The sequence below is a fragment of the Christiangramia aestuarii genome (assembly GCF_009735585.1).
In the GTDB taxonomy this organism is placed as follows: Bacteria; Bacteroidota; Bacteroidia; order Flavobacteriales; family Flavobacteriaceae; genus Christiangramia; species Christiangramia aestuarii.
The window spans coordinates 535,929-550,496 of the sequence record NZ_VJVW01000002.1 but is presented as its reverse complement, the minus strand read 5'-3'; the positions used below and the strand labels follow the sequence as shown (position 1 = coordinate 550,496).

At 35.5% G+C, this 14,568-nt stretch carries 13 protein-coding genes; all 13 read left to right on the top strand.

Annotation, left to right across the window (positions count from 1 at the left end; translation table 11 throughout):
* Window positions 1–3 precede the first annotated feature (3 nt).
* The gene (locus FLP08_RS06420; RefSeq protein WP_156275164.1) at window positions 4–1,413 is read left to right on the top strand and encodes a lipopolysaccharide biosynthesis protein; all 1,410 of its coding nucleotides are present in this window, start codon (window positions 4–6) and stop codon (window positions 1,411–1,413) included.
* Window positions 1,413–2,708, top strand: coding sequence for a glycosyltransferase (locus FLP08_RS06415; protein WP_156275162.1), 1,296 nt, complete (start codon window positions 1,413–1,415; stop codon window positions 2,706–2,708). Before FLP08_RS06420 ends, FLP08_RS06415 begins: the two co-directional genes overlap by 1 nt.
* A complete protein-coding gene (locus FLP08_RS06410) occupies window positions 2,698–3,234 on the top strand; it encodes an acyltransferase (RefSeq protein WP_202912751.1) in 537 nt (178 codons plus the stop codon). The genes FLP08_RS06415 and FLP08_RS06410 overlap by 11 nt, the downstream gene beginning before the upstream one ends.
* On the top strand, window positions 3,231–4,376 hold the full coding sequence (locus FLP08_RS06405; RefSeq protein WP_156275161.1) for a glycosyltransferase family 4 protein: 1,146 nt from the start codon (window positions 3,231–3,233) through the stop codon (window positions 4,374–4,376). The genes FLP08_RS06410 and FLP08_RS06405 overlap by 4 nt, the downstream gene beginning before the upstream one ends.
* Complete coding sequence (locus tag FLP08_RS06400; RefSeq protein ID WP_156275159.1) at window positions 4,351–5,436, top strand: glycosyltransferase family 4 protein; 1,086 nt, start codon at window positions 4,351–4,353, stop codon at window positions 5,434–5,436. Before FLP08_RS06405 ends, FLP08_RS06400 begins: the two co-directional genes overlap by 26 nt.
* Window positions 5,437–5,450: 14 nt before the next feature.
* Complete coding sequence (locus FLP08_RS06395) at window positions 5,451–6,542, top strand: glycosyltransferase family 4 protein (RefSeq protein WP_162430956.1); 1,092 nt, start codon at window positions 5,451–5,453, stop codon at window positions 6,540–6,542.
* Window positions 6,543–6,711: 169 nt separating this feature from the next.
* Window positions 6,712–7,695, top strand: a complete 984-nt coding sequence (locus tag FLP08_RS06390) for a glycosyltransferase family 4 protein (RefSeq protein ID WP_162430954.1) — start codon at window positions 6,712–6,714, stop codon at window positions 7,693–7,695.
* Window positions 7,695–8,141 carry an acyltransferase gene (locus FLP08_RS16550; RefSeq protein WP_156275153.1) on the top strand — a complete coding sequence of 149 codons (447 nt, stop codon included), beginning with the start codon at window positions 7,695–7,697 and terminating at the stop codon, window positions 8,139–8,141. The genes FLP08_RS06390 and FLP08_RS16550 overlap by 1 nt, the downstream gene beginning before the upstream one ends.
* Before the next feature lie 9 nt (window positions 8,142–8,150).
* Window positions 8,151–9,389, top strand: coding sequence for an O-antigen ligase family protein (locus tag FLP08_RS06380; RefSeq protein ID WP_156275151.1), 1,239 nt, complete (start codon window positions 8,151–8,153; stop codon window positions 9,387–9,389).
* Window positions 9,389–11,527 (top strand): bi-domain-containing oxidoreductase, encoded by a 2,139-nt coding sequence (locus tag FLP08_RS06375; protein WP_156275149.1) that lies wholly within the window; start codon window positions 9,389–9,391, stop codon window positions 11,525–11,527. Before FLP08_RS06380 ends, FLP08_RS06375 begins: the two co-directional genes overlap by 1 nt.
* On the top strand, window positions 11,502–12,731 hold the full coding sequence (locus FLP08_RS06370) for a glycoside hydrolase family protein (RefSeq protein ID WP_156275147.1): 1,230 nt from the start codon (window positions 11,502–11,504) through the stop codon (window positions 12,729–12,731). Before FLP08_RS06375 ends, FLP08_RS06370 begins: the two co-directional genes overlap by 26 nt.
* Window positions 12,712–13,410, top strand: coding sequence for a WecB/TagA/CpsF family glycosyltransferase (locus FLP08_RS06365; protein ID WP_156275145.1), 699 nt, complete (start codon window positions 12,712–12,714; stop codon window positions 13,408–13,410). The genes FLP08_RS06370 and FLP08_RS06365 overlap by 20 nt, the downstream gene beginning before the upstream one ends.
* A 41-nt stretch (window positions 13,411–13,451) precedes the next feature.
* A complete protein-coding gene (gene wecB / locus FLP08_RS06360; protein WP_156275143.1) occupies window positions 13,452–14,567 on the top strand; it encodes a non-hydrolyzing UDP-N-acetylglucosamine 2-epimerase in 1,116 nt (371 codons plus the stop codon).
* Window position 14,568 lies beyond the last annotated feature (1 nt).

Here is a 14,568-nt window from a genome sequence, read left to right as displayed (position 1 = left end):
ATTATGATTGAACATAAAAAAGCCATTAAGCACGGTGCTAAATGGACGTTTGTAGGCTATATAGCTCAAAAGACTGTCGTATTCGCTGTGGGAATTGTACTTGCGAGAATTCTAGATCCTATGGATTTCGGGTTGTTAGGAATGATAATGGTATTTGTTAATTTATTCGACATAATTGTTGATAGTGGTTTTGGATATGTTGTTGTAAGATATCGAAATATTGATAGGAAGATTTTAGATTCAATTCTTACTCTAAACGTTTTATTAGGTATTATATGTTTCATTCTATTAAATATTACTAGCGATTATATTGCAATTTTCTTTAGAGAACCGAAACTTCAGTCTTTAATTTTACCAATATCATTTCTGCTTTTAATAAATGCATTTAAAATAGTGCCATTTAATTTAAATGTTCGCAATTTATTGTTTAAGGAGCGTTCGAAAATAGATGTGGTATCTGCTATAGCTAGTGGTATTTTAGGAATTACTTTAGCTTATAACGACTTTGGAGTAATGAGTTTGATTTATCAAATACTTTTTGCTAACCTATTATCTACAAGTTTACATAATTTCATATCAGACCATAAAATTAATTTTTTTATGGATCGTACTTCGGTAAATATGATTTGGAAAAGGTCTCACAAAATATTTTCTGAAAGTATTACAAGTACAATTTTTAATAATTTAAACAAGATAATAATAGGTCGTTATTTTAGCGCTCAACTTTTAGGTTTTTATACACGAGGACATAGTTTCCCTAGTTTTACTCAAAAAGCAATTGTACAAGTGGTACAAAAATCTATATTCCCTGTTTATGCAAAAATTGAAGACGGTAATGAGGTTAATTTTATTGCTAGGAAAACAATAAGAACGTTATGTATTATTTATATGCCTATTATCCTTGTATTGGCAGCCATTTCAAAGAATCTTATATTATTGTTACTTACTGTCAAGTGGGAAGAGTCTATTTTCTTTGCTCAAATATTAGCTATTGCCTCTAGTTTATTCGCCCCTCAAATGGTTTTAAGAAATGTTTTAAAATCTCGAAATGATAAATCATTCTTAATTTCAGAAAATACAAGTAAAGTTACCCGTCTCATTTTATTGATCGGGCTAATTCCTTTTGGTATTAAATGGGTAATTATTGGGCAAGTCATAAACGGGGTCATTACATTATTAGTTTCAGGATATTTCACAAAAAAAGAAATAGGGTATACTTTAACTGAACAGTTTGCAGACTATGGTTCTCTTTTTTTTATGGCCATACTTTTAGCACTACCATCTTTTCTTTTGGATTACTTGTTAGATTTTTCTTATGTAATAGAATTGGCGATTCAACTCATTACCTTTTCGGTATTATACCTATTGTATTTAAAATTCAAAAGGTTCAATATCATTAAAATCTTTACCTAATGGACATAGCTTTTATTTTTACCGAATTTCCTTCCGGTCAGGTATCAAATTCCACAAGGGTTTTCTCTTTCTTAGAAATGGGATATAATGTTACAGTTTATGCAAATACTTGCGGAAATAAACATTTATCCTATGAGGTAAGAAATAAGTATCCAAATTTGGATATTATATATTTTCAAAAACATAAAGGCTATCTTTTAATTAAGGAATTCTTGAAAGATTTCTTTATAGCACCTAGAATATCATTGAAAAGATGGCAGAAGGCTTTTAATAAAGAGCTCTTTTTTATCTTCTATTTAAAAAAAATCCTAGGAGGAAGAGGATTAAAGAATGACTCTGTTACGTTACAAAAAAGAAGAAATGCACCTATTTCTTATCTGAGGCTAAAGCAATTAGAAAATAAGAATCATGATTTTTTTATATGCTTTTTTGGACCTACTGGTTTGAATTTTCTCTTTTTAAAAGAATTGTACCCTAAAGCATTATTTTGCACTTACTTTGTTGGATTTGATTATTCATCAAGGCTTTCTCAATACGGCTCTACGGCAATTTATAAACAGCTGTTTTCAATGTCAGATATCATATTTGCTAAAAGTACTTTTTCGCAGCAAACCCTTGTTGAAATAGGTTGTAACGAAGAGAAGATCATTTTAGATTATAATGGAATAAACCTAAATAAATTTGAACATTGTACCCCAAAAGTACAGACGAATGAGACGGTAAAATTTATTATTGTTTCAAGATTAATTGCTAAAAAAAGTCATATTCTAATTCTAAAAGCATTTATTAGAATAATATCTATAAATAAAAACTTCAAATTTACTATAGTAGGGGAAGGCCCTTTAAGAGAGAAGATAGAGGAATTTATCAAGAAAAACCCTGAGCTTTTTAAAAGGGTGGAGCTAATTGGTAATATAAGTCAAGAAGAAGTTGTTTCATTGCTTAGGCTACATCATGTTTTCATACACCCTAGTACTACTTCTATTCCATTTGGAGACAAAGAAGATACTCCTACTGCAATTCTTGAAGCAATGGCTATTGGTTTACCCATTATCAGTACTTTTCACGCCGGAATTCCAGATCTGGTGAAAAATAATGAGAATGGCATTCTTGTGCCAGAAAGGAATATTGATTATTTAGTTGATGCTATCAATTATTTTCTTAATTATCCTGAGAAGATAAACCAGTTTGGAAACAATTCGAGAAAAATTGCTGAAGAAAAATTCGACACTGGACAAAATTGTTTACGATTGGTAAAAATTCTAAAAGAAAACCAAAAAAAAATTGCACAATAGAAAAATGATTAGAAAAGGTTTTTGGATAATTATATATTATTTTTTTGCGCGGCATTTGCCCCACTATACGATGTTCTATTCTTTTGGATTAGACAGAATTAGAAATTTTGTTTGTAAACAGATGTTTTTAACTTCAGGTAATAGAATTAAAGTGGGGCAAGGTGCTATTATAGGAACCGGTGCGACAATAACCATTGGTGATGATTCGGGAATCGGTAAAAAATGTACCGTCTCTAATGCCACAATTGGGAATAATGTAATGATGGGTGAGGAAGTGAGATTCTTTGCTGCAAATCATAAATTCGATGATTTAAGAGAACCAATGATAATACAAGGAATGACACCTCTCAGAACAGTGGTTGTTGATGATGATGTTTGGATTGGTGCTAGGGCAATGATTTTACCTTCGGTAAAGAAAATTGGAAAAGGTTCTATAATTGCAGCCGGAGCTATTGTAACTAAGGATGTTCCCGAATATGCAATTGTTGGAGGTAATCCAGCAAAAATTCTCAAATATCGTCAATGATAAAAAAGACTTTTTGCTTTATTCAGCAAAATCATATATCAGAACGAGGAGGGGGTGCAGAAGTGCAGGCACTTTATTTATCCCAGCAACTAGCCAAAAGTGGTTTTATTGTTAATTATATTTGTCGCTCGATTTCCTCTCAAAAGGCCTTTACAAAAAGTATTATAGATGATGTTGTAGTACATTGGTTACCTAACAAACCTTTGCATTCAATTGCAAACCTGCGTTTAATTTATAAAACCCTGGTTAAAATTGATCCAGATTATATTGTTGAGAGAATGTCCTCTTCCTTCGGGCTTTCGGCAATTTTATATAAAAATGATCATCAAAAATTTATTTGGATATGTACGGATAATAACGCTCCTAGAAGGTTTAAGAATATCCGTAATTCTTTTCAAAAACTAAATTTTGCCAAAATAGTTTATAATTTTCCGGCTAGTTTATCTTCTGATTTTGCACGACAGATAGCAATAAAATATGCCGATGTAGCTTTTACACAAAATAACGTCCAGGAAAACATTCTTCTACAACAATTCGGGAAAAAGTCTCAGCGAATGGTATCTGGTCATCCAAGACCAGAGGTAGTTATACAGCCAGAAAAAAGATTTCATTTAAGAACGGTCTTATGGTGTGGGAATTTAGGAAGCCATAAAAGACCAGAACTTTTTATCGAATTAGCTAGGATCTTTGAGAAAAGCGACCTTAAGTTTTTAATGGTTGGAGGTCACTCCGATGTATCTTACTGTAAAAGTTTATTTAAGAATAAACCATCAAACTTGGATTTAACTGGACAGGTATCCTTTGGCAAAGCTTTAGAATATTTTGATGAAGCTGCAATATTAATAAATACGTCGACCTCAGAGGGGTTTTCAAATACTTATATCCAGGCTTGGCTTAGAGGTATTCCTACTATAGTCATGGGAGCTGATCCAGATAATGTAATCGAGAAAAACAATTTGGGTTATGACATAGATACGATCGAAGCCGCTGCGAAAAAAATTTCCTTACTCTTAGGAGAGGAGGATGCGTACTCGGCGATTTCAAAGAATGTTCAATCCTACGCTAACTTGAATCACACCATAGAGGTGATGGTTGAAAACTTCCTAAGACAAATTAATGAAAATTCTGCACTGCCTAAATAGTCCAAGAATTGGTGGACTTGAGCGCCTTGTCGTGAACCTTGTTATTGCTCAGAAAAAACGAGGATTAAATGTGGCGATCATGTTGGATTCAAGGAAGGGTGAATATCTAAATGATTTAGTGGATAATGGTTTGTATATTATAGATTCGGGGGTGAAGGGAGGTTTTGATTTTAGATTTAATATTTATAAGCGATTAAAAAAAGACTTTAAAAATTTTGATCTAATACATTTCCATAGTTTTTCTCCAGTTAAGTTATTTGCAGCACAGAAATTTCCACATGTCTATACCATTCATGGGCTCTCAAAAGGGGTCCGCAAAGAAAATTATATAAAATATCATTCAAGAGAAGCTTTAAAAAAGAAACTTCTAAACAATGTGAGTTGTTTTATTGCGAATTCGCAGTATACTCTTAATTGTTCAAGAAATCATTATGGCCTAGGAAATGTATATAAAGTTGTGGTTCTCAACGGCTCTAAAATCGAAATTAAAAATAATTTAGTAAGAAAAGAAGAATGCGCTCCTAGTTTCAAAATTGGGATGGTTTCAAGGTTTACCAGGCGGAAAAGAATTGATAGGCTAATTAATTCTTTTGAAAAATTTTTGAATATGAATGGTAAAGGTATTCTTTATCTTGTAGGTGATGGTTCGGAGGCAGATAACATCAGGCAGATGATCAAAGCAAAATGCCTAGAGAAATATATCACAATGCCGGGTTATATAACAGAGGTTAATAGTTACTATCAAGAATTTGATATTTGTGTACACCCATCAGATAATGAAGGTTTTGGGTTGGTTGGTGTAGAGGCTTATAGTAATGGCAAACCAATTTTAGCATTTGAAGATTCCGGAGGGTTGAGAGAAGTAATTGAACCTTTTGAACCAGAGGATATCTTAAAAAGTGAACAGGCGATGGCAGAGCGTATGTTGTTTTATTACAATAATCACAAAAAAATCGAACAATCTGCCCTAGAGCGTAGGAGGTATGCCATCGAAAACTTTAGTTTAGAAAGAATGGAAAGAGATTATTTCGAAGTCTATAATAACATTTTGGGGTTATGATTAAAGTATTATGGATGGCCCCTACCTTTAACCATTATAAAGCACGCTTTCTCTCTCGTCTTTCCTCAGAAGAACTAAGTTTAACTGTGTTAGCAGGATCAGGTCGTGGAATTAAGGACGGGGATAAGGAAATTGAATCAGAGAAATGGAGTTTTTTATTAGAAAGAGTAAATATTCCAAAAGAAAAATTTGGTAATTCCTCAATTGTTCGAATGAAGTTAAAAAAGGAATTTAAAAACTTCAACTGGGTCCTTTTACCAGCAGAAAAAAAGAATTTACCATTACTTCTTTACTGCCTAATTTTAAAAAGAAGGTATAAGCATGTTAAACTCTTTTCATACAACCACCCTGTTTTTAAGTCAAAAGGAGGTAAGGTGACCTTGTTAGATAAAATTTTAACCAAATTTTTCTTCAATAGATTGGATAGGGTAATTTTTTATACTGAAGAAAGTTGTAAGTGGGCTATTGAGAATAAATTTATTAACCCCAAAAAAGCTTTTTGGGCCAATAATACCATAGACACCCAAGAAATTACCAGGGTTTATAACTTTCAATTACCTAATGAAAATGAACCAAGAATTCTTTTTATAGGTAGGTTAATTCCCTCCAAAAAATTGGACGTTCTATTTGAATATTATTCTCATCTGAGTGCACTGTTTAAGTCGAAGGGAAAATGCTTAAAATTAGACATAATTGGAGATGGACCTGAGGCAAAACTGGTACAGGAAAAAATAGAGAAAGACGAAAAGATTCGATGGCACGGTGCTCTAGTGAATGAGGATAAAATTTCAGAAATAATTAAGAACTGTTCTTTGGTCTTCGTGCCCGGTCATTCTGGATTGTCAATAAATCATGCATTTGCTTATGGGAGGCCATATATCACACTCGAGTCTATAGATCATGCTCCTGAGATCAGCTATCTCCAACATGGAAAAAATGGCTGGATACTATCAGAAGACCAAAATCAAAATGTAAGAACAATCGCAGACTTATTGCTCGATAGAGAGAAGTTGCAATCATTTTGCCGTAATGCAGAAAGAACGGGTAATTTTCTTTCTGTAGAAAACTGGAGATCTCAATTTTCAAGAGCCCTAATGCATGCATAAGAAAAGAAAAGTTTTATTTGTTGGTCCCTTACCACCTCCTTATTCCGGGCCTGAATTAAGTATGAAGCAACTTTCAGAATCTCCCATTCTTAATGAAAGTTTTTCCATAAATTTTCTCAAAACCAATTTCAGAAAGGATAATACGAAAAAAGGAAAATTAGGAGCCTCCATGATCCTTAACTTTTTTTCGTTTTTCTATAAGCTTCTTTATCGGCTTCTGGTTTTTAAACCTGATGTGGTATATTATCCCATTACCCCTACCCAAATTGGCTGGTTAGGACGGGATGTCTTGACCATTCTTATTTCCAGGCTGTTTGGAGCGAAAGTGGTCATACATTTAAGGGGGAGTCATTTTAAACTTAATTTTAAGTCATTTCATCCTGCCGCGAAAAAACTAATTGGTTATGCACTATCAAAAGTGGATGTTGGTATAGTCCAGGCTAATTATTTAAGAGATGAATTTGAACCTTTTTTGAGTTCTGAAAAAACCTTTACACTTTATCAATCAATAATTCCTGAGGAATTCCCCAATGAAGATATTTTTAATTTCAACAGAGGGAAAATTTTAGTGGTAGGGCACCTTACCAAGGCCAAAGGCTATACAGATATAGTTGATATTATCCCTTCTATTGCAGAAAAATTTCCATTTGTTCGATTTGAGTTTGCAGGGAACATGAGGAAAGGGGAACGAGGAGTGTTTTACAATCAGTTTGACGGAACTCCAATTGATTATGAAGATCCTTTTGTAGCAGAAAGAGAAATAATTAATGGGAAATACGCTAAAAACTATAGTAATCTGGGGATCATTGATGGTGAGGTTAAATTAAAGCATTTTCAAAACTCAGACTTATTCATTAGTGCTTCCTACTCAGAAGGTTTTTCGCGTTCTTTATTAGAAGCAATGACCTGTGGAAAGCCTTTAATTTATACTCCTGTAGGAGCACACAGAGAAGTATTGGACGATGGTTTAAATGGGGTTTGTGTGCCGCCAGGAAACAAAAAGGAGCTTGAAGCTGCTATAAGTTCTTTGCTAGCTAATAAGGAATTAAGGAATTCTATGGCCCAAACTAATTTCAAAGTATCTCGTGAAAAGTTCTCCATAGACCGTATTGCAAAGGATTTTACGGAAATACTAAATTCAACATTAAACTAATGAAATTGCTTATTAGAAAATTAATACACCAGTTGGGTAATTTACTAAGATTTATTCAGTTGAGTTTTTATAAAGCTTCCGGTGCATCAATAGGGGAAAACACCATGATTAGCCTTGGTGCTAAATTGGATGTAAGAAGGGGGGAAGTTAAGATTGGTGATCACTGTCTTATTACACATGGTTGTTATATTTTATCTCATGACGGTGCAGCACATGTTATCGATCCCAATGATACAGGTACAGGAATAACAGAAATAGGAGACCATGTTTTTATAGGGGTAAATACTGTTATTCTCCGCGGTGTTAAGATTGGTGATCATGCTGTAATAGGCGCAGGTTCGGTTGTTAATAAAGATATACCGTCCGGGGTTGTGGCGGCCGGTAATCCTGTGAAGATTATTAAAGAGCTTAAAAAGCCTTATCACTCACTTCCGAAAAGACACTAAAGAAAGAAGATGCTATTCTACCTGGCTTGCATAATAATTGTTGCAATAATAATTACAAGAATTAAAGAGGGACCATTTGCCGCTTTTCTCTTGATTGTTGCAACTAAATCAATTGTAGATGCAACCTGGGAAACAAAGATTGGCCCATTGTCGCTTATTGCAATTGAAGGTATTTTAATCCCGATAATGTTTTATAAATCCATGAGTAAACACTATGTGGGAAAGGGCTGGGCAAATCTGGGTATTCTTTTATTCGTGGCGCTATGTTTTGGAATCGCTTATGGCTTTTTGTTTAATCCTCTTAATGCTCTTGAATCCTTCATTAAGTATATAAATATCCTGCTGGCCTTTTTTCTAATCCCTTATTTAATAGATACTCCAGAAAAGCTTAAAAAGTTCCTTATTGCCTTAATGATAGGAGGAATATTTCCTATTGCGATAAGTATATTCCAGGGACAAACCGGGATAGTTTGGAGTGAGCGAAAGACGGTTGGTTTAACTAGAATGGTGGGTCTTTATCATGATGCCTTTCCAGTAAGGTTTTATGGGTATTTTACCTTAATAGGTTCGGCATTGTATTTATTCCTTTTTAGGCCAAAGACATATGCAAAACTTGGAATATTTCTTTTAATGTTATCCTCTGTTTACGCGATATATAATGTATTCAGCAAAGCTGGTATGCTTATTCTAGTGATGAGCGGTCTTTGCTATGTGATTTATGCTCCAAATAAACTTAAATCGGCTTTTTTGGTAATTACTTTTTCGCTTTGTGCATTTTTACTGCTTGGAGAAAAAATGGAATCTAATATTGAACAACTTTTTTCAAAAGAAACCGGCTTCCAGAGTGGAGAAATTGAGGACGCAAGGTACACCCTGGCAGGAAGAGGTTATATATGGGAAGAAATGTTAGAAAACTGGGAGAAAAGAAGTGCCATTGGAAAATTTTTTGGAGATGGTATCAATAGGCCGGCACATAACGAATTTTTAAGGGTTTTGTTAGTTAGTGGTATAATCGGTGTTTTCTTGTATGCATTGTTCTTTATCAGAATAGGAATATTGGGTTTGAAATATCGGGGTAAAGTAAAGCCCTTTCTATTGATGTTACTGGCGATGTACCTGATAGACTGTACCGGATTAACACCGGGAGACTATTATTATTATAACATTTTACTTTGGGGTTTTATAGGCCTATTTTTAATGAAATCCGAATTATTTGATGATTTAAGAAATAAAATAATTTACTATTAATGCAGCAACTTACGCAAAAGCTCGGGTCGGGCGAAATGATTATACAGGATGTTCCATATCCTCAAGTGGGAAAGGGAATGGTGATAGTGAAAAATCATTATTCACTTATTAGTGCAGGAACTGAAGGTTCTACCGTTCAGGCGGCACGCAAAAGCCTTATTGGAAAAGCTAAAGAAAGGCCGCAGCAGGTTAAACAAGTGCTGGATGTTTTAAAGAAACAAGGACCAGTACAAACTTATAGAGCGGTTACTAAAAAATTAGATGCTTACTCACCACTTGGGTATAGTAGCGCTGGTGAAGTGGTAGAAGTAGGAGAAGGAGTTACCGAATTTAAAGTAGGAGACAAGGTGGCATGTGCCGGAGCCGGCTATGCAAATCATGCCGAAATTGTTTCTGTACCGGTAAACCTTTGCGTAAAGCTGCAAGAAAAATCTGATCTAAAAAACGCAGCCTACAATACGCTTGGAGCAATTTCCATGCAGGGAGTCCGGCAGGCAGATCTCAGGCTGGGAGAAAGTTGTGTGGTCATTGGTTTAGGATTGTTAGGGCAGTTAGCCTGCCTAATTCTCAAAGCTTCGGGTGTAAATGTCATCGGGGTCGATATTTCAGATGCTGCTGTTGATCTTGCAGTTAAGAATGGAGCAGTTGACCACGGCTTTAGTAGAAATACAGGAGGAATTGAAGATAAGATTTCGAATGTCACAAATGGGATCGGAGCTGATGCGGTTATAATTGCTGCGGCAACTTCAAGTTTAGACCCGGTAAATTTTGCTGGGGCTGTTGCCAGAAAAAAAGGGAAAGTAGTAGTCCTTGGAGCTGTGCCTACCGGTTTTGATCGTGATCCTTATTATTACCGAAAAGAATTGGAACTAAAGATGGCGTGTTCCTATGGCCCGGGAAGATATGACCTGGATTATGAGGAAAAAGGAATGGATTATCCTGTGGCATATGTAAGATGGACAGAAAAGCGAAATATGGAAGCTTTTCAGTATTTACTTAATACGGAAAGAATCAACATCGATTACCTCACGACCCACGAATTTGATTTCGACGATGCACCAAAGGCTTTTGACTTAGTAGTCAATAAGACCGAACCTTTTATTGGATTAGCTTTAAAATATAATAGTGAAAAAGAACAGCTAAAGGATCCTGTTTCTACAAACTCCTCAAAACCAGCAGGGAATATTAATATATCTTTTATTGGAGCAGGTAGTTATGCCCAGGGCAATTTATTGCCAAATCTCCCTGATACCAAAGAAGTTCAACGAATTGGAGTTCTTACTAATAACGGCACAACATCTAAAAGAGTTGCTGAAAAATTCAATTTTGAATTCTGCGCTTCCAGAGAGGAAGATGTGCTCGATATCAAGACAAATACTTTATTTGTAGCTACGCGTCATGATTCTCATGGTTCGTATGTTCTCAAGGGTTTAAAGTCTGACAAAAATATTTTTGTTGAAAAACCATTATGTCTAAATCAGGAAGAACTTGAGGAAATTGCGCAGGAGCAGGCAAGATCTGGTAAAGCTATAATGATGGGCGTGAACAGAAGATTTGCACCTTTCAGTAAAACTGTAAAAAAGAAAATTGGGAACGGTCCAATGTCAATGATCTATAGGATCAATGCAGGTGCCATTCCCAAAGATACATGGATTCAGGATATGGAAATTGGTGGTGGCAGAATAATTGGAGAAGCATGCCATTTTATAGATTACCTAACCTTTATTAATGGAAGTAAGCCCGTAAAACTTTCTGCTAATGCACTCCCCGATCCACAGGGATTAAATGATACTGCGAATATATTACTTCAATTTGAAAATGGCTCAACTGGGGTAGTGGCTTACTACGCCAATGGTGCTAAAGAGCTTCCGAAGGAGTACATTGAAATATACTCCTCGGGCACAACTGCTGTGATCAATGATTTTAAAGAATTAAAAATATATGGTAAGGGAAAACCGTCAAAGAAAAAGCTTCTAAATCAGAATAAAGGGCAAAAAGAAATGGTTGAGAGTTTTATGGAACATCTAATTAAAGATGGATCTTCTCCTATTCCATTTGAAGAATTATATGCCGTTACTAAGGCGAGTTTTAAAGTTCTTGAATCAATAAAAAATGCAGGAGCACAAGTTGAAATCTAGGGATATCACCTCTTTTAAAGATTTAAAGAATTATTGCGAATCTGAAGAGTTTAAAGGCTGGGATCCCTATGATGGTCTAAATTCTAAGGTGTTTAAAGCAACCGGTTTTCAACACTGGGATCTGGCCAGGTTGGCGTGGATACAAGGGTTTAAAAGAAGCCCGATTAATTTTCGCAAACTTTTATTAGTTCCAAAGGAATTTAATTCAAAAGGTATTGGTTTATTCCTCAGTGGATATTGTAATCTTTATAAAATTGCTAAATCTGGGGATACCTCTTTTGGTACTAAAGAAGAATTTCTTGAAAAAATTTGTTTTCTATCAGATTTACTGATAGAGAAGCAGAGTAAAAATTATTCTGGAGCCTGTTGGGGCTATAATTTCGATTGGCAGGCTAGAAGGTTGTTCTTGTTTCCAAAGGAAACGCCAACCGTTGTAGCAACTACCTTTTGTGCCTCGGCATTGTTTGAGGCTTACGAGATAACAAAAGAGAAAAAGTACTTGGAAACTGCATTATCATCTGCAAATTTTATAGTGAATGATCTAAACCGGACCAGGCATAATGAAGGGATATTATTTTCTTATAGTCCACTAAATGGCAATAATACTGTATACAATGCATCATTACTCGGTACTAAATTACTCAGTATCTGCTATAAATACACGGGCAAGGAAGAATATAAAAATTTAGCTCGATTATCCGTGATGGCTGCTTGTAAAGGCCAACGTGAAGATGGATCCTGGATATATGGATTGCTACCTGTTCAATCCTGGATAGATAGCTTCCATACTGGTTATAATCTTGATGCCATTCAGTTTTACCAGGAAAATACTGGAGATACTGCCTTTAAAGATAATATTAGGGAAGGATTTGATTTCTACATTAGTAACTTTTTTAAGGAAGACGGTACCCCAAAATATTACCATGATAAAACTTATCCGATCGATATTCACTGTCCGGCTCAATTATTTGTTACACTTTCTAGATTAGACAGGTTTAATCAATATCGGGGGCTTGCCTCCAAAGTTTTAGATTGGTCCATTAAGAATATGCAGGATAGAAAAGGATTTTTTTACTACCAGTTGAAAAAAGGGATAAGTTCGAAAATCTCTTATATGAGGTGGAGCAACGCCTTTATGTTCAATGCTATGAGTCATTATTTGTTGGAAGATCAAAAAATGAAAAATGCAGTCGCAATCGATTAATGGGGTACAAACCTACGCTCCAGAATCAAGAGAATCACTTATAGATTTTGCTACGAAAGGACAGAAGATCCTGGTTGCAGTTAATGCGGAGAAAATTCTGCATGCAACAAGTGCCTCCAGAGGTATCATAAATAGGAATATGGGGTATCCTGACGGTATCGGAGCAGTGATGGCACTCAAGCAAAAGGGTATTGAAAATGTTGTAAAGATTCCCGGTTGTGAACTTTGGTTGGATATTATTAAAACCTACTATAAAGAGAAGACTTTTTACCTTGTTGGAGGAAAACAAGAAATCATAGAGGAAACCGTAACAGAGCTTAAAAGACAATTTGCAGGAATTAAAATTGTTAATTATCGTAATGGATATATTAAATCCAAGGAAGAGAAACAAGAATTGATAAGCGATATTGTTCTGAAGAAACCTGATGTTGTTTTTGTGGCGATGGGATCTCCTAAGCAGGAGTTGCTTATGGAAGAAATACAAAAAAAACATCCAGCCTTGTACCAAGGTTTGGGTGGTAGTTTTGATGTTTTTACCGGTAATGTGGAAAGAGCCCCAAAATGGTGGGTGGAAAATAACCTGGAATGGGCTTATCGATTAGTGAAACAACCTTCTCGAATTAAAAGGCAGATACATCTTGTAAGGTTTCTATATCTTCTTAAGAGAAATAAATTTTAATAAACCTCTTGACTTCGCTCGAGAATGACAATTAAATTAATATGTTGAAAATTACTATAATCGCTGGGGCACGGCCGAACTTTATGAAGATCGCTCCTATCATCAAAGCTATTGAAAAGGCCAGGAAAGAAGGTGAAGCTATAGATTTCAGACTGGTACATACCGGTCAGCATTATGATAAAAAGATGTCCGGAAGCTTCTTCGAACAGCTTGGAATTCCTGAACCTCATGCTAACCTGGAAGCTGGCGGCGGAAGTCAGGCTGAACAAACGGCCAATATAATGGTCAGGTTCGAAAAGGAATTACTGGAGAATCCTTCTGATGTAGTGTTGGTAGTTGGCGACGTGACTTCCACCATGGCCTGCAGTATCACGGCTAAGAAACTGAATATTGAAGTGGTTCATGTGGAGGCTGGGATCAGGTCTGGAGATCTTAGCATGCCCGAAGAGATCAACCGTATGGTGACAGACTCGATTACCGACCATTTTTTTACAACTTCAGAAATCGCGAATGAAAACCTTAGAAAAGCCGGTATAGAAGAGGATAGGATACATTTTGTGGGAAATACTATGATAGATACCCTCCTTGCAAATCAGGAAAGGTTGGTTAATCCGAAAATAAAAGTTGCTGGAGAAAACCTTGAAAAAGGAGAATACCTGGTGCTTACCCTCCATAGACCTGCGAATGTGGATGAGGAAGAAAAGCTGAAGGAAATGATGCAGGCGATCATTGATGGTTCCGGGAACCTGCCTGTTATTTTTCCGGTTCACCCGAGAACTGCTAAAATTTTAAAGAATTTAGGAATAGAACATAAGAATCTACATTATGTAGAGCCTTTATCCTACCTGGAATTCAATTATCTAGTAAAATATGCAAAAGCTGTGGTTACCGATTCAGGAGGAATTACCGAGGAAACTACCGTTATGGGAGTACCCTGCATGACCCTTCGTGATAATACCGAAAGACCGGAAACTATTACCTTAGGTACCAACGAACTTGTTGGCACTGATCCAAAAAGCCTTCAGCCTTACCTGGAAAAATTAATGGCGGGTAACTGGAAAAAGGGAAGAGAAATTCCTTTGTGGGATGGGAAGACAGCAGAACGAATTATTGAAAGACTTTTATATCTTTACCAGCGTTCCGAAATATTAATTTAAA